Below are 13995 nucleotides of genomic sequence, written 5' to 3' on the forward strand. Positions count from 1 at the left end.
GGAGTGTAGCTATGGACACAGGACAGATGCTGTATGAGGGTAAGGGCAAGAAGCTTTTTCTCACAGAAAATGCAAATGAAGTGCTTGTGGAGTTTAAGGACGATTTGACTGCGTTTAATGCCGAGAAAAAGGGTTCTGAACAGGGCAAGGGTGCGCTAAATTGTGAGATTAGCACCGCGATTTTCGAGCTTTTAGCAAAAGAGGGCGTTAGCACGCATTTTATCAAAAAGCTAGATTCTACCCATATGCTGTGCAAAAAAGTAGAGATTATCCCCATCGAGGTGGTGGTGCGCAATGTCGCCACAGGCTCTCTGATAAAACGCCTAGGCATTGATGAGGGCAAGGTGCTGCCCTTTGGGCTTGTGGAGTTTTATTACAAAGACGACGCGCTCGGGGATCCCATCATCAATGATGAGCATTGCAAGATCCTTGGTATCACGCAAGATGTGAGCGAGCTAGATTTTTTGCGCTCACAAGCACGCAAGATAAATGCAATCCTTAGCGCGTTTTTTATTGAACGTAATTTGCGCCTTATTGACTTCAAGCTTGAGTTTGGCAGAGATAGCTCTGGGCATATCCTGCTTGCCGATGAGATTAGCCCCGATAGCTGTAGATTCTGGGATAAGGATAGCAATGAAAAGCTTGATAAAGACAGGTTTCGTCAGAATCTCGGTAGCGTGAAAGTCGCTTATGAAGAGGTTTTAAGAAGAATTTTAAACAAATAAGGATTGTTATGGAGATAAAAGCCCTCATTACGCTCAAAAATGGTGTCCTAGATCCACAGGCTAAAGCCATTCATCACGCGCTTTTGGCGCATAATTTTAGCAGTGTCAAAGATGTCAAGATAGCAAAGCAAATCGTCTTAGAGCTAGATTCTGATGACAAATCTAGCGCGATTGCCGAGGTGGAGAAGATGTGCCAAGAGCTCCTAGCTAACACGGTTATCGAAGATTATCAAGTGATGAGTGATAAATGAGCGTTACAATACTGCAATTCCCCGGGACGAATTGCGAAATGGATATGGCGTATGCCTACAAGCTCATAGGTGCGCCTTATAGCATTGTGTGGCACAAAGAGCGGTGTCTGCCCAAAGATACCAAGCTCGTGGTTGTGCCGGGCGGGTTTAGCTATGGGGATTATTTGCGTAGTGGGGCTATAGCGAGATTTTCTCCTATAATGCAGGCTGTGAGCGAGTTCGCCGCACAAGGCGGCTATGTGTTAGGGATTTGTAATGGCTTTCAGATTCTGTGTGAGGCGAGATTGTTGCCCGGTGCGCTCAAGCGCAATGAAGGACTGCATTTTATTAGCCAGTCCCAAAAGCTGCGTGTTGCAAGCACAAGTAACGCCTTTTTGTGCCATTATCAACAAGATAGTGAGATCTCCCTACCCATCGCCCACGCCGATGGTTGTTATTTTATCGATGAGCTCTCTTTGCGCACATTGCAGGCAAACGAGCAGATTCTACTCACTTATGTGGATAATCCCAATGGCTCTGTGGCAAATATCGCAGGAATTTGCAATGAGCGTAAAAATGTCTTTGGGCTTATGCCCCACCCAGAGCGCGCGATAGAATCTCTGCTAGGTGGGCTTGATGGGCTAGCGATGCTCACAAGTCTCTATGAGAGGGCGTCGCAACGATGATGGGCGCACAGATAGCGCGGTGGTGGCATAAAGCTACGATAATCCTCGCCTTTGTGGCAAGTAGCGTGATGGTGCTATCTGCGCAGGAGAGTGGGGAAGAGGAGATTCAAGAAAGCTTAAGATCAAAGATTGTCTATGCAAAAGTCCTCTCCGCGCCCCAAATGCCACAAGAGCAGCCCTCACAGGATCAAACGCTATATGTCGGGCAGGAGGTGTTTGTAACCTATGAGGTTTCGCTCTTTGCTGGAGCAAGCCTTAAGGGCAGTAATTTTGAAAAGGCTGCGCGGGATAAGATAGAGATTGCGAGCAAAAATGTGAGTTGGAAAAGCGTGGATTCTGGGCGTTTGCAGGCTACTTATGGATTTAAGATTAAAGCCCCTTCTGTGAGCATACCTGCGCTGCATATCACTGCTTTGGCTGCTGATGGGAGTTATGAGGAGAGTGTGCGCGTAGATTCTATCGCGCTAAATGCGATTGACTTGCGTAGCAATGCGCAATATGCCGGGGTTTTGGGTAAGAACTTCAAGCTCCTACGCACCAAATCCCAAAGCCACGATGACACGCACAATATCGTGATTTTTGAGTTTGAAATGCAGAGCAAGAATCTCAAAAATATGGCGATTAGAGGCTTTGAGACACAGGGCTTTGAGGAGCTTAATGAGCGCAATGGCAGTATGTATGCAATCTACTCCGTGGTAGTCCCAAAGGGCTTGCGCGAGCTTTCATTTGAGTATTTTAACCCCGATTTGCGTCGTTTTGAAAGCGTGCATATCCCCATCGTGGTGGTGAGCTCCGAGCTCGTGAGCACGCAGAGCGATCTCAATCCCAAGGTAAGTTATACGCTCTTTAAGCTCGTGGTGGTGGGCACGCTCATTATGCTCTTTTTGGGGCTTTTTATTTGGAAGCGTTATAAGATTTTTTTGTTTATCGTGGCGCTTTTGTGCGGAGTGCTCATCTACAATCTCGCGTTTAACAACATCTACGGCGTGCTTAAATCCGGTGCGGCAGTGAGTATCCTGCCGATGAAAGATTCTACAATCGTGCGCATTATAGAATCTGACACGCCCGCACAGATTGTAGGAGAGCGAAAAATGGATTTGCAAGGGCAGGAGGTGCTGCTCTATAAGGTGCTTATTGGAGATTCTCAAATTGGTTGGGTAAGGAGCGAGTATGTTAGCAAAGATTAGGGGGATTTTTGCCACGCTAACTATTTTGGTGTATTTGCCAGTGATTATTTTGCAGATTTTTTTCACGCGTCATCGCCAAAATGGCAGGAAGGCACGGCTACAATGTCGCTATTTTTTTGCGCTCAATGGCTTTAAAATCGAGCAAATAGGGGAGTTTGACACGAGCGCGCAGCTCATTGTGCTCAATCACCAAAGCGTGAATGATATTATGTTTTTGGAGGGCTTTCACCCTAGCAATATCTGCTGGGTAGCAAAAAAGCAACTAGGCGAAGTCCCATTGTATGGGCTTGCGCTCACATTGCCCGAGATGATTTTGATAGACAGAGAGGATAAAAATGGCATAATCTTCCTCCTCAAACAAGCCAAAGAAAAACTCGCCCAAAACCGCCCTATCGTGATATTCCCAGAGGGCACGCGGGGCAGGGGCAGGGAGAAACTGCTCCCTTTCAAACCCGGGGCTAAGATACTCGCCCAAAAGCTTAATCTCAAGATTCAGCCCATACTTCTCATCAACACACGCAAAATGTATGACACATCGCCCATCTCCTCGCAGACAAGTAGGGCGCGTATGGTTATGCTTGAGGCTTTTACTCCGGATTTTAGCGATGAGGGGTGGTATGAGAAGTTAGAATCCCTTATGCAAGAAACCTATGCCAAGCATTATGCGGAGTGCAATCCAAACCCTTAATGTAGCTTTAAAGTCTTTGCGGGTATAATTACTCTTTTGTTTGGGGTGTTAGCTCAGTTGGGAGAGCGCAACGCTGGCAGCGTTGAGGTCAGGGGTTCGAACCCCCTACACTCCACCATTTTTACAGAATCTAAGAAGTTACAACCATCTCACAAAAGCCAAATATCCCTCACTGATATCCACAGCAGCATTTCAAACCCCAATAGGCTAAAACACTTTTCATCATCTAGGATTGTTTTGGTTTGTGAAAGCAGACTTAACTTTAGGCACAAAAGGCACACACAGAATCTAGGGCAGATCTAAAGCCTAGATTCTATGTGTGGAGTATGCAGAGTGTAATGTCCGCGTATAGAATCTAAGACTTAGCTTATTTTGCCACGAGCACGGGGATTGGCGAGGAATTGACAAAACTATTTTGGTGTGAGCTAAAGATTCTATACAGCAGCGAGGACTCGCTAGCACCGATGACAAGTAAGTCATACTCGTTGGCAATCTCAAGCACGATATCGATAGGATTTCCTGTGCGCAGGATTTTTTTGCACGCCAAACCACCTTGTTTAAATCTCTCCTCAAACTCACTCAGAATCTCATTAGACTTCTCGTGCTCGATATTTTCTATTGTTTCATAATTCACCACGCCACTTTGGGCATACACCACGATATCCTGACTCACATGCAAAAGCGTGAGCTCTATATCCTCGCGTTTCCCAAAAAGCTTGATTATCGTATCTATCGCCCTGCGGCACTCCTGCGTATCACTCACGCCAAATAATAACTTCGTCATTTGCGCTCCTTTGTGTTGATAAATTGGCAAGTCTCCTCAAACTCGCTTTCAAACAATACACATCGTATCGGCTCTCTAGCATTTATCTTAGCATAATTTTCATCTAAGAGGGCGAGGGCGTTGTTTTTCCACACATTTATGAGGGCACTTGAGCCAAATTTACCGCGATTAAAGATAGAAAAGATTCCATTGCGAAACTCCCCCAAAAGCAGGGTTTGCACGCCCTCTCTTAGCACCACTTCACTATCAGCAAGCCCAAGATGCGCTCTAGGGTAGCATTTGCGCGCCCCGGCACAAAACTCCAAAAAACTAAGAATGATTGTGTATAAATGCAACAACGACGCGAGAGGATTGCCCGGCAGCATTATAAAAATCTTTTTGTCCAAAAGTGCCACGCTAAGGTGCTTGCCCGGCTTTAGATTCACACCATCAAAGACAAATTGCGCCCCAAGCTCTTGCAGCGTGGATTTGAGCAAGTCCGCATCGCCCACGCTCGCACCCCCTGTGGTGATGATTATATCGTGTGTATCAAGTGCCTTGAGTTTTGTGCGCAGGGCTTGCGCGTCATCTGGCAAAATCCCGCAATACACGGGCTCGTGATGGTATTGGCGCAAAAGTGAAGTGAGCGCAATGGCGTTTGTGTTGTAAATCTGATGCGCTAGTGCCTCTTTGCCGGGCTCTATGACTTCATCGCCACTAGAAAATATCGCAATGGAGGGCTTTTGATACACCTCTATGTGTGAAAGCCCCTGTGAGGCGATAAGCCCTAGATCTAGTGCCCTAAGGCGCGCCCCTTGAGTAAGTATTACAGAATCTAGCGCGACTTCCTCGCCCACAAATCGGATATTTTGCCCCTCTCTGATCCCATCTGGAAGCACAATCGTGCCCTTGTGCGTGTGTGCTACCTGCTCTATGGGCACTACTGCCTGTGTGCCGCGCGGGATAGGCGATCCTGTCATTACTTTGTGGCAAAAACCCGGTTTGAGCGTGATATCGGCGTTGCTCTCTCCTGCGAGCGTGCGTCCAGCGACTATCACTTCCTTGCCCGCGTCTGCCAAACACACGCCGTAGCCGTCCATCGCGGAATTGCTAAATGGCGGCAGCGGACGCGTAGCGATGAGATCTCGCGCTAGTATAAAGCCCTGTGCGTCAAAAATATCTCGCGTGATGATGGGGAGAGATTCTCGCTTGAAAGCGCAAGCCTGCCAAAGCTTTTCAAAAATCTGTGCGACATTTAGCATATTGCTCCCTTAGATTCTATATTTAGCGTGTGTGGCTACCTGCCCAAACTAGCCTTTTGCAGCGCACTCTGGGCATATCCCAATGAGCACGGCAGAGGTATCATAGAGCTTGTAGCCACTTTTTTGTGAGCCCATTTTTTCTAGCTTAGTCGTATCGATTTTGAGATCTTCAAATCTCCCGCATTTCTCGCACGCCACGTGGATATGTTTATCGCACGCAAGCTCGTATTTTTGCTTATGGTTTGGGGCTTTGATCTCGCGCAAAATATTGGCATCACAAAGCGCACTGATATTTTTATAAATCGTCGCAAGCGAGATGGAGGGATAAAATTCTTTGATTTTTTCATACAGCTCATCGACATCCATATGCCCATTTGTCTCGATTTCGCTAAGCATAGCGATACGCTGGGGCGTAACTTTGAGATTTTTGGCTTTTAAATCTTGGGTAAAATGCGTCATCATCACTCTAATCCTGTGTAATTTTTTGAAAAAATTTCTTATACAAAAAAAAAGTTAATACTTAATTCTCGCGCCCAAAGCCCAAAAGCGCAACTTTTAGGCAAAACACAAAGTTTTTTTTATACAATTTTGGCTTTTGGATACTTTATCACAAGGAGCTAGCGTGTTTGACACACTCACCCAATCCTTTAAAAACATAGCCAATAAAATCCGCTTTAGTGATGATGAGAGAGCCCTAAAGGGCGCACTTGATGAGCTCAAAAAAATCCTGCTGCGCAACGATGTGCATCATAAAGTCGCCAAAGAGATTCTCGCTCAAGTCGAGCAAAATACCAAGCTCAAAGGTATCGGCAAGCAAAACTTTGTCAATGCCCTGCAAGAGAGCCTCCAAAATGTGCTCAAAACCTCCAAACATTATGGCTTTACTTTCGCATCCACGCCGCCCACAATCGTGCTAATGATGGGTTTGCAAGGAAGTGGTAAGACAACAAGCACAGCAAAGCTAGGGAATTATCTCAAAGCTAGGGGCAAAAAGGTGCTTTTGGCAGCGTGTGATTTGCAGCGGTTAGCTGCGGTAGAGCAGCTAAAACAACTAGGAGCGAGCATAGAAGTCGATGTGTTTGCTCCCACACAAGATTCACAAACCCCTCTGCAAGTCGCACAGGCAGCCAAACAAAAGGCTATAAGTGGGCATTATGATGTGCTACTTGTGGATACGGCGGGGCGACTAGCCATTGATGAGGAGCTTATGAGTGAGCTTGTGCAGATAAAGCAATCCATAAACCCCACGGAGTGCTTTTATGTGGCAGATTCACTCGTGGGGCAAGATGGGGTAAAAACCGCGGCGCATTTTAATGAAAAAATCGGCATTGATGGCGTAATCCTCACAAAATTTGATAGCGATTCTAAAGGCGGGATAGCCCTAAGCATAGCCTATCAAATCGGCGTGCCGCTGCGCTTTATCGGAAGCGGCGAGAAAGTGGCGGATTTGGATATTTTCCTGCCTGAGCGTATCGTCTCGCGGCTAATGGGGGCGGGCGATATAGAATCTCTAGCCGAAAAAACCGCTACCATCATCACCCAAAAGGAAGCCAAAGACATTACCAAAAAGCTCAAAAAGGGGCAGTTTGGCTTTGAGGATTTTCTCAATCAGATAGAAAATATCAAAAAACTTGGCTCGATGAGCTCGATTGTCTCGATGATCCCCGGGCTTGGTAATATGGCTGGCGCGCTCAAAAATGTGGATTTGGACAATTCCCAAGAGATTAAAAATATCCGCGCAATGGTGAATTCTATGACGCCAAAAGAGCGTGAAAATCCCGATATCCTCAATGGCTCAAGACGCAAGAGAATCGCCCAGGGCAGTGGGCTTGATGTCGCAAGTATCAATCGTATCATCAAGCAGTTTGATAATGCTGCAAAAATGGCAAAAAAAATGAGTCAAAAAGGCGGTATGCAGGAGCTTATGGGTATGCTAGGCAATGTGAGATTTCCGAGATAGTATCAAAACAATTTAAGCAAACATAGCGTATAATCCGCCTCTTTGCAAAATTACATCTTAAAGATTCCTAAAGGAGAGCAAATGGCGACAGTAATTCGTTTAACCAAAATGGGACGCAAGAAAAAACCTTTTTATCGTATTGTGGTAACAGATTCTCGCAAGAAGCGCGATGGGGGCTGGATAGAAGCAATTGGGTATTATAATCCCCTTGCGCAGCCTGCAGTCGTGAAGTTTGATACACAGAGATTGGAGTATTGGAAAGGTGTAGGCGCAAAGATGAGTGAGCGTGTGAGCAAACTCACGAGCAAATAAGCACAATGATAGATAAGTTTGTAGAAACATACACCAAAAAACTTGCCACTAAGCCCGAGTGTATCGAGATCTCCACGCGCAATATCACAGAGGAGGATGGGAGCAGGACATGCGAGATATGTGTGTCTGCGCATTCTGATGATATTGGGCGATTAATCGGCAAGGAAGGTAAGATGATAGGCTCTCTCAAAACCCTCATTTCGGGAGCAAAAGCCAAAGATGGGCAAAACTACAGAATCTTTATCCAAGCGGCAAAACAATAACCTCATACAGATTGGCAAAATAGGGCGCACCATAGGTTTTGATGGGAGTTTGCGCCTTTTTGTGCAGACTGACTTTCCCCATAGTATCGCTAAAGACAAGACTTATCACACCTCCCACATCGCCTATCCTTCTGTGATTATAGAATCTTATGAGCACCTCCCAAACAAAGAGTATGCAAAAGTCCGCTTTTGTGGTATCAGCACGAGCGAGGAGGCGAGAGCACTCACTAACCACACACTTTATACCACGATAGCCCAGAGTAGGGCGGATTGCGTCCTCAAAGAAGGCGAATTTTTTTGGTTTGATATTATTGGTTGCGAGATTATAGAATCTAGCGAGATTCTAGGCAGGGTGCAGGATATCGAGCGCATAGGCAGCACGGATTATATGCTTATTGCTACTAATCCGTTTTTGATTGAGACTTACAAGCTTCCCAAAACCTTTCTGCTCCCCTACATTGAGCGATTTATCACTCATACAGATATAAGCCAAAAGCGCATTTATGCCCAAAATGCGCGTGGTATTTTAGAAAATAGCTGATGAAACTAAGTTTTTTTACGCTTTTCCCCCAGCTCATCGCGCCGTATTTTGAAGATTCTATCCTCAAGCGCGCGCGGGAGAGTGGTATCCTAGAGGTGGAAGCCATAAACTTCCGAGAGTTTGCTACTAATGCCTACCAAAAAGTCGATAACCCGCCCATAAGTGGCGGAGCTGGGCAGGTGCTGATGTTTGAATCTCTTTCTTGCGCACTCTGGGAGGCTAGGGAGTCCCATATCATCTTTCTTAGTCCGTGTGGCAAGCGATTTGGGCAAAATGACGCTCTGCGGCTAGCGCGCAAACCCCATATTAGCTTTGTGTGTGGGCGGTATGAGGGCTTTGATGAGCGATTGATAGAATCTTTTGGCGATGAGGTTTTTAGCATTGGGGATTTTATCCTCACAGGCGGGGAGCTCGGCGCGCTGTGCCTTGCTGATAGTATCGCGCGCCAAATCCCGGGCGTGCTTGGCAATGAGGATTCTCTAAAAGGCGAGAGTTTTGAATCTTATCTCCTTGAGGCTCCAAATTTTGCCAAAAACACCACAGATTTTGAAAAAACCATCAAAAATTTACCAAAACTTGCAATTCCTTCAGAGTATTCAAAGGGAAACCATAATAGAATCGCGAGTTTAAAACATTCTTTGGCAGGTTGCAAGACGCAATACTTCCGACCGGATTTGTTTCGCGCATATCTCGCGACAACAAAGCAATAATTTTGATTTTAAGGATTGAGCGATGAAAAACAGATATATCGAGAGCTTCCAAAAAGCGCAGATTGGTGACAAAAAGGTGCCACAATTCAAGGCAGGAGATACCGTGAGATTGGGTATCAAGATTCAAGAAGGCGATAAAAGCAGAATCCAAAATTTTGAGGGCGTGTGTATCGCGATACGCGGTAACGGCGTGGATAGGACTTTTACGGTGCGTAAAGTCGGCGCGAACAATGTGGGCGTGGAGAAGACATTTCCACTTTATAGCGAGAGTCTAGATTCTATCCAAGTGTTGCGCATAGGGCGCGTGAGAAGAGCCAAGCTCTACTACCTCCGCACACGCAGCGGCAAGGCTGCTCGTATCAAAGAGCTTCGCAAGCAAGATCGCACGAAATAGTTTAGCTTTTTAATACTTTCTTAAGCGCAGAGACGGGACTACCCGCCTTTGGCGCATTCTTTTGCTACAGGTTTTTAGCGAGATTGTATCGCTATTAGCTAGCCTCTATCTACTCACATTTATATCCCACTTGCACACTAGAGCCGCTTTAGGCTATAATGCCACACGATACCAACCCCACACACAAGGCTCATTTTGCGTAGCACACACACCACTTCCCACCCCCAAGCAATCTCTCCCGTTACTATGCTCCACACCAAATCCCAATGGCTCGCATTTCTCGCCTTTTGCTTAAGCATTTTTGCGCTCAATCTCGCGCTTGAGTATTCCCGCTACCGCGCGCTAGATTCTGAGAAGCCTATCGTCATACGCGGACAAGTCATCGCCCAATACACTAAGTTTTCATCCAAAACCAACACCCCATATGAAGTGCTCAAACTGCGCACAGAATCTGGAGAGATTTTCTACACCACTTCTAAAGAAGACATCAAAAACCTCCTGCACGCCTATGTGAGAATCTACGGAAAAAGTGCCAAATGTAGCTTTTGGCAATACCTCCAATCCTGCCTCATCACAAGCTTTAGCCTCTCGTTAGAATCTACGCGCGATTATCGCGACTCTTTGCGTGTCTTTATCGATTCACAGCACGCAGATTCACTACTTGGCGCGTTTTACAAAACCCTCTACATCGCCGACTTCCTGCCCAAAGAGCTGCGCGATATTAGCAACACCCTTGGTATCGCCCATCTCATAGCTATTAGCGGCTTTCATCTGGGGATTCTCTCATTAGTGCTAGGCGTTAGCCTCGGATTTCTCTATAAACGCGTGCATCGACTTTTCCCCTATCGCAATAGCTTTTTTGATATCGGATTTCTCACACTCATCGTGCTTTTTGGCTATCTCGTATTGCTTGGCTTTTCTCCCTCATTTTTGCGCGCGTGGGTGATGGCGTGCGTTGGGTTTGTGATGGTGTATCAGGGCATAAAGATTTTGCATTTTAGCTTTTTGTTTATGGTGGGGGCTTTGTGTGTTAGTTTTTTCCCGCGCTTACTCTTTAGCATTGGGTTTTTTCTCTCATTTTTTGGGGTATTTTATATCTATTTGTTTTTACACTATTTTAGATTCACATCGCGCTCCTTTGTTTTTAGATTTATGCTTCTCCCCATAGTGTTTAACCTCACTATCTTTGCCAATATGCTCATTTTGGTGCATTTTTTCTTTCCATATTTTAGCCTTTATACCATCATTTCTATCCCGCTCACGCTTATTTTCACGATTTTCTTTCCCGCGAGTGTGGTGGCGCATTTGCTGGGGATTGGCGGGATTTTTGATACGCTCTTACTTAGGCTTTTTAGTCTAAGCCTAGATTCTATTGAGGTCTTTGCCCCCGCGTGGCTTTTTGTGAGTTATCTCATACTTTCACTCCTTGCGACGCGTTATTTTCTCGCCTATATCGGCTTGCTAATCCTTAGCTTTGGGTTTTGGGGGTATTTATACTACAGCCTATGGGTGGCGTAGGGCAGGGCGTTTTTTATATCAAAGATGATATGGGTAGGGTTGGCATACTCGCGCAGATTGAGACTTAAAAATTCCTTGTGTGCATTGAGTAAGACGATAATGTCAAACTTCTTACCCTCTAGGGATTTGAGCGGCTTAAAGCCAAACATCCGCTCTGCCTCCCGCCCATCAATGAGGGGATCATACACCTTTACCCTAAATCCGCGTTTTTTGAGCTTTTTGCGCAAAATCGGTGTTTTGGAGTTGCGCATATCGCGACAATTCTCCTTGAACGACAAGCCTAGCAGCAGCACCCTGCTTTTGTGCGCCGCTAGTTTAGAATCTAGTGCGAGCGTGTGGATTTTGCGCGCAAGGAATGCGGGCATTTGCTCATTGACAAGCCGCCCCATACTTAGGACTTTGGGCTTATACGCGCACATCTCTAAGATATAGGAGAGATAGTAGGGATCGACGCTGATACAATGCCCCCCTACAAGCCCGGGACTAAAGGGCAGGAAATTCCACTTGCTCCTAGCCGCCTCTAGCACCTCGCTAGCACTTAAACCTAGCTTATCGCACATCATCGCCACTTCATTGACAAAGGCGATATTGAGATCGCGTTGGGCATTTTCGATGAGCTTTGCCATCTCGGCTATCTCGATACTGGGCGCGATATGGAGTGAATCTACCACCCTCCCATACACAGCTTGCATTCTCTGTAGCGCGTGGGGCGTGCTCGCGGCGATGAGTTTGGTGATAGTGCGCAGGGTATGGCGCGTATCGCCCGGATTTATGCGCTCAGGAGAGTAACCGACAAAAAAATCTCTATCTAGCACTAACTTAGAGGTTTTTTGCAAAATCTTAGCGCAATAGTGGCGCGTGCAAAAGGGATATGTGGTGGATTCATACACGATGAGATCATCTTTTTTGAGCACACTGCCCACGATTTGCGAGGCTTGCTGCAAATGCGTGAGATCGGGCGTTTTGTCAGAAAGGATAGGCGTGGGCACGGCGATGATAAACACACTTGCCTTTTTGAGATCCTCGCGCGCATTGCTATAATGCAGGGAGTTTGGTGGTGTGAAGTGCTCCTGTGTGTGCGTATCAAAGCCACTTTGGAGCTCTTGTATGCGCTTAGAATCTCTATCAAAGCCAATAACCTCAAAATGCCCAGCCAACGCAAGTGCCAAGGGTGCGCCCACATAGCCTAGCCCCACCACAGCGATGATAGGATCTCGCACTTCTGTGGGATTAGATTCACACTTCAATTTGCACCACCTTCCCATCACGCAGCTCATACACGCTAGAATCTAGGCTATCATACGCACGATTTTGGACAAACTCTAGCTTAACCCCAGCCTTATCCACCCAGCCCACAAGCCGCGCGGGATTGCCCACTACGAGCGCGTGGGGCGGCACATCGTGGCTCACTACCGCACCCGCACCTATGAGTGCGTATGCGCCGATGGTGTTGCCACAGATGATGGTGGCATTTGCCCCGATTGAGCAGCCTCTCTCAAGCAGCGTGGGGAGATACTCGCTCTTGCGCGAGATAAAGGCGCGAGGAGTCTTGATATTAGTAAAAACCACGCTAGGTGCGATAAACACATCATCGCAGATTCTCACGCCCTCCACAATGCTGACATTGTTCTGAATCTTGACATTATCGCCTATGCGCACATTTTGGGCTATCATACAATTTTGCCCTATGGAGCAGTTTTTGCCAATCACGCTCGAGCCAAAAATATGGCAAAAATGCCAAATTTTAGAATCTCTGCCGATACGCGCACCCTCATCGACCACACTGCTAGCGTGTGCGAAATACTCCCTCACGCCAATGCCCTTGCTAGTGGGTGATACTCGCCCTTTAGCCCTATGGGGCTTAGCTGCCCTATGCGCTCGATAATCTCTAGGCTAGGCAATGCGCTCTCCAGCCCAAAGCCCCTATGGGCGAGAATCTCCTCATAGCTTTTGGTGTGCAAATCCTCAAAGCCCCGTGTGAATTCTATCTCTTCTTTATCGACACGCATAGCGCGATAGGTGCTCTGCCCCTGTAAGAGTGCGCTACTAGGGATCAATGCCCTATCGATGGATAGAGCCCAGCGCACGCGGGCGTTTGTGAGTGTGAGAAAGCCACAAATCGTGCTAGGAGATTTGTAATGCACGACGCACTCTTGGCATTCCCCAAACAAAAAGCACAGCATATCAAACAAATGTATCCCGATATTGCACGCCAATCCGCCGCTTTTGCTCTCATCGCCCTTCCACGAGAGAAAATACCACTGCCCGCGCGCACTAATATAGCTCAAATCCACCTCAAAAATATGTGTGGGATTGGTGCGAAGGCGCGCATATATGCGATTTTTTAGCGCGATAATGCTTGGATGAAGGCGGAGCTGTAAAATCGTGCTAATGCTTTTGCCACTATCGCGCTCTAGGTTGATGAGTTCTTTGGCTTGTGCGGTGTGCAGCACGATAGGTTTTTCACAAATAGCGTGCATATCGTGTGTGAGGGCAAACTCTATGTGCTGCTTGTGGTAAAAATTGGGCGTGCAGATACTCATATAATCAATGGGTTGTGTTGGTGTGTGCTCTTGGAAGGATTGCAGAGAGAGGAAAAAGCGCGCATTAGGAAAGTAGCTGTCCAAAATCCCCACGCAATCGCATATGTCAATGGCTGCGTATAGGGAGCTGTGCGTATCTCTGATAGCGCGTAAATGCCTAGGAGCGACAAACCCCGCCGCCCCGATTAAGACAAAAGAGCTCATTACGATGTG

The 13995-nt window shown here is 46.7% G+C and carries 18 protein-coding genes and 1 tRNA gene; 13 read left to right on the forward strand and 6 right to left on the reverse strand.

All coding sequences use genetic code 11. The annotated features are described in order from the left end of the window. The first annotated feature begins 11 nt into the window (after nucleotides 1-11). The 6 genes from purC (at nucleotide 12) to ACH2BK_RS05340 (ending at nucleotide 3634) form a co-directional block, all read left to right on the forward strand. A complete protein-coding gene (gene purC, locus ACH2BK_RS05315; protein WP_395002400.1) occupies nucleotides 12-725 on the forward strand; it encodes a phosphoribosylaminoimidazolesuccinocarboxamide synthase in 714 nt (237 codons plus the stop codon). A gap of 8 nt (nucleotides 726-733) precedes the next feature. Continuing rightward, nucleotides 734-976, forward strand: coding sequence for a phosphoribosylformylglycinamidine synthase subunit PurS (gene purS, locus ACH2BK_RS05320; protein WP_395002402.1), 243 nt, complete (start codon nucleotides 734-736; stop codon nucleotides 974-976). Beyond that, a complete protein-coding gene (gene purQ / locus ACH2BK_RS05325; protein WP_395002404.1) occupies nucleotides 973-1641 on the forward strand; it encodes a phosphoribosylformylglycinamidine synthase subunit PurQ in 669 nt (222 codons plus the stop codon). The genes purS and purQ overlap by 4 nt, the downstream gene beginning before the upstream one ends. Then, nucleotides 1638-2828 carry a hypothetical protein gene (locus tag ACH2BK_RS05330; protein WP_395002406.1) on the forward strand — a complete coding sequence of 397 codons (1191 nt, stop codon included), beginning with the start codon at nucleotides 1638-1640 and terminating at the stop codon, nucleotides 2826-2828. The genes purQ and ACH2BK_RS05330 overlap by 4 nt, the downstream gene beginning before the upstream one ends. Next, nucleotides 2812-3516, forward strand: a complete 705-nt coding sequence (locus tag ACH2BK_RS05335) for a 1-acylglycerol-3-phosphate O-acyltransferase (RefSeq protein WP_394996539.1) — start codon at nucleotides 2812-2814, stop codon at nucleotides 3514-3516. Before ACH2BK_RS05330 ends, ACH2BK_RS05335 begins: the two co-directional genes overlap by 17 nt. 42 nt (nucleotides 3517-3558) lie before the next feature. After that, nucleotides 3559-3634 (forward strand) — tRNA-Ala (locus ACH2BK_RS05340). A gap of 249 nt (nucleotides 3635-3883) precedes the next feature. Here the strand turns inward: ACH2BK_RS05340 and ACH2BK_RS05345 are convergent. From ACH2BK_RS05345 to ACH2BK_RS05355, 3 genes are read right to left on the reverse strand one after another with little or no spacing between them, the layout of a single operon-like run. Then, on the reverse strand, nucleotides 3884-4300 hold the full coding sequence (locus ACH2BK_RS05345) for a universal stress protein (RefSeq protein ID WP_394996533.1): 417 nt from the start codon (nucleotides 4298-4300) through the stop codon (nucleotides 3884-3886). Next, complete coding sequence (locus ACH2BK_RS05350) at nucleotides 4297-5541, reverse strand: molybdopterin molybdotransferase MoeA (protein WP_394996531.1); 1245 nt, start codon at nucleotides 5539-5541, stop codon at nucleotides 4297-4299. The genes ACH2BK_RS05345 and ACH2BK_RS05350 overlap by 4 nt, the downstream gene beginning before the upstream one ends. Nucleotides 5542-5589: 48 nt before the next feature. After that, nucleotides 5590-6003 (reverse strand): Fur family transcriptional regulator, encoded by a 414-nt coding sequence (locus tag ACH2BK_RS05355; RefSeq protein ID WP_394996529.1) that lies wholly within the window; start codon nucleotides 6001-6003, stop codon nucleotides 5590-5592. A gap of 160 nt (nucleotides 6004-6163) precedes the next feature. Here ACH2BK_RS05355 and ffh point away from each other — a divergent pair, with 160 nt between their 5' ends. From ffh to ACH2BK_RS05390, 7 genes are all read left to right on the forward strand, one after another. Next, a complete protein-coding gene (gene ffh, locus ACH2BK_RS05360) occupies nucleotides 6164-7501 on the forward strand; it encodes a signal recognition particle protein (RefSeq protein WP_394996526.1) in 1338 nt (445 codons plus the stop codon). Nucleotides 7502-7582: 81 nt separating this feature from the next. Then, on the forward strand, nucleotides 7583-7813 hold the full coding sequence (gene rpsP / locus ACH2BK_RS05365; RefSeq protein ID WP_394954594.1) for a 30S ribosomal protein S16: 231 nt from the start codon (nucleotides 7583-7585) through the stop codon (nucleotides 7811-7813). Between the two features lie 5 nt (nucleotides 7814-7818). Continuing rightward, a complete protein-coding gene (locus ACH2BK_RS05370; RefSeq protein ID WP_394996520.1) occupies nucleotides 7819-8076 on the forward strand; it encodes a KH domain-containing protein in 258 nt (85 codons plus the stop codon). Beyond that, nucleotides 8033-8617, forward strand: coding sequence for a ribosome maturation factor RimM (gene rimM, locus ACH2BK_RS05375; RefSeq protein WP_395002408.1), 585 nt, complete (start codon nucleotides 8033-8035; stop codon nucleotides 8615-8617). The genes ACH2BK_RS05370 and rimM overlap by 44 nt, the downstream gene beginning before the upstream one ends. Beyond that, nucleotides 8617-9327 (forward strand): tRNA (guanosine(37)-N1)-methyltransferase TrmD, encoded by a 711-nt coding sequence (gene trmD / locus ACH2BK_RS05380; protein ID WP_395002410.1) that lies wholly within the window; start codon nucleotides 8617-8619, stop codon nucleotides 9325-9327. Before rimM ends, trmD begins: the two co-directional genes overlap by 1 nt. A gap of 22 nt (nucleotides 9328-9349) precedes the next feature. After that, complete coding sequence (rplS, locus tag ACH2BK_RS05385; protein WP_395002412.1) at nucleotides 9350-9721, forward strand: 50S ribosomal protein L19; 372 nt, start codon at nucleotides 9350-9352, stop codon at nucleotides 9719-9721. 195 nt (nucleotides 9722-9916) lie between these two features. Continuing rightward, nucleotides 9917-11239: a ComEC/Rec2 family competence protein gene (locus ACH2BK_RS05390; RefSeq protein ID WP_395002414.1), complete on the forward strand. Its 1323-nt coding sequence runs from the start codon at nucleotides 9917-9919 to the stop codon at nucleotides 11237-11239. Here ACH2BK_RS05390 and ACH2BK_RS05395 read toward each other — a convergent pair. From ACH2BK_RS05395 to ACH2BK_RS05405, 3 genes are read right to left on the reverse strand one after another with little or no spacing between them, the layout of a single operon-like run. Beyond that, nucleotides 11218-12486, reverse strand: coding sequence for a nucleotide sugar dehydrogenase (locus ACH2BK_RS05395; protein ID WP_395002416.1), 1269 nt, complete (start codon nucleotides 12484-12486; stop codon nucleotides 11218-11220). The genes ACH2BK_RS05390 and ACH2BK_RS05395 overlap by 22 nt on opposite strands. Next, entirely contained in the window at nucleotides 12476-13051 is a 576-nt protein-coding gene (locus tag ACH2BK_RS05400) for a DapH/DapD/GlmU-related protein (RefSeq protein WP_395002418.1), read from the reverse strand. The genes ACH2BK_RS05395 and ACH2BK_RS05400 overlap by 11 nt, the downstream gene beginning before the upstream one ends. Next, nucleotides 13048-13986: a Gfo/Idh/MocA family oxidoreductase gene (locus tag ACH2BK_RS05405; RefSeq protein WP_394996499.1), complete on the reverse strand. Its 939-nt coding sequence runs from the start codon at nucleotides 13984-13986 to the stop codon at nucleotides 13048-13050. Before ACH2BK_RS05405 ends, ACH2BK_RS05400 begins: the two co-directional genes overlap by 4 nt. Nucleotides 13987-13995 lie beyond the last annotated feature (9 nt).

Origin of the sequence: uncultured Helicobacter sp. (genome assembly GCF_949282165.1) — a bacterium.
Taxonomy (GTDB): domain Bacteria; phylum Campylobacterota; class Campylobacteria; order Campylobacterales; family Helicobacteraceae; genus Helicobacter_F.

Bases quoted from the DNA above. Each gene is read 5' to 3' on its own strand.
- purC (WP_395002400.1), top strand. From the start codon at position 12: ATGGACACAGGACAGATGCTGTATGAGGGTAAGGGCAAGAAGCTTTTT.
- purS (WP_395002402.1), top strand. From the start codon at position 734: ATGGAGATAAAAGCCCTCATTACGCTCAAAAATGGTGTCCTAGATCCA.
- purQ (WP_395002404.1), top strand. From the start codon at position 973: ATGAGCGTTACAATACTGCAATTCCCCGGGACGAATTGCGAAATGGAT.
- ACH2BK_RS05330 (WP_395002406.1), top strand. From the start codon at position 1,638: ATGATGGGCGCACAGATAGCGCGGTGGTGGCATAAAGCTACGATAATC.
- ACH2BK_RS05335 (WP_394996539.1), top strand. From the start codon at position 2,812: ATGTTAGCAAAGATTAGGGGGATTTTTGCCACGCTAACTATTTTGGTG.
- ACH2BK_RS05345 (WP_394996533.1), bottom strand. From the start codon at position 4,300: ATGACGAAGTTATTATTTGGCGTGAGTGATACGCAGGAGTGCCGCAGG.
- ACH2BK_RS05350 (WP_394996531.1), bottom strand. From the start codon at position 5,541: ATGCTAAATGTCGCACAGATTTTTGAAAAGCTTTGGCAGGCTTGCGCT.
- ACH2BK_RS05355 (WP_394996529.1), bottom strand. From the start codon at position 6,003: ATGATGACGCATTTTACCCAAGATTTAAAAGCCAAAAATCTCAAAGTT.
- rpsP (WP_394954594.1), top strand. From the start codon at position 7,583: ATGGCGACAGTAATTCGTTTAACCAAAATGGGACGCAAGAAAAAACCT.
- ACH2BK_RS05370 (WP_394996520.1), top strand. From the start codon at position 7,819: ATGATAGATAAGTTTGTAGAAACATACACCAAAAAACTTGCCACTAAG.
- rimM (WP_395002408.1), top strand. From the start codon at position 8,033: ATGGGCAAAACTACAGAATCTTTATCCAAGCGGCAAAACAATAACCTC.
- trmD (WP_395002410.1), top strand. From the start codon at position 8,617: ATGAAACTAAGTTTTTTTACGCTTTTCCCCCAGCTCATCGCGCCGTAT.
- rplS (WP_395002412.1), top strand. From the start codon at position 9,350: ATGAAAAACAGATATATCGAGAGCTTCCAAAAAGCGCAGATTGGTGAC.
- ACH2BK_RS05405 (WP_394996499.1), bottom strand. From the start codon at position 13,986: ATGAGCTCTTTTGTCTTAATCGGGGCGGCGGGGTTTGTCGCTCCTAGG.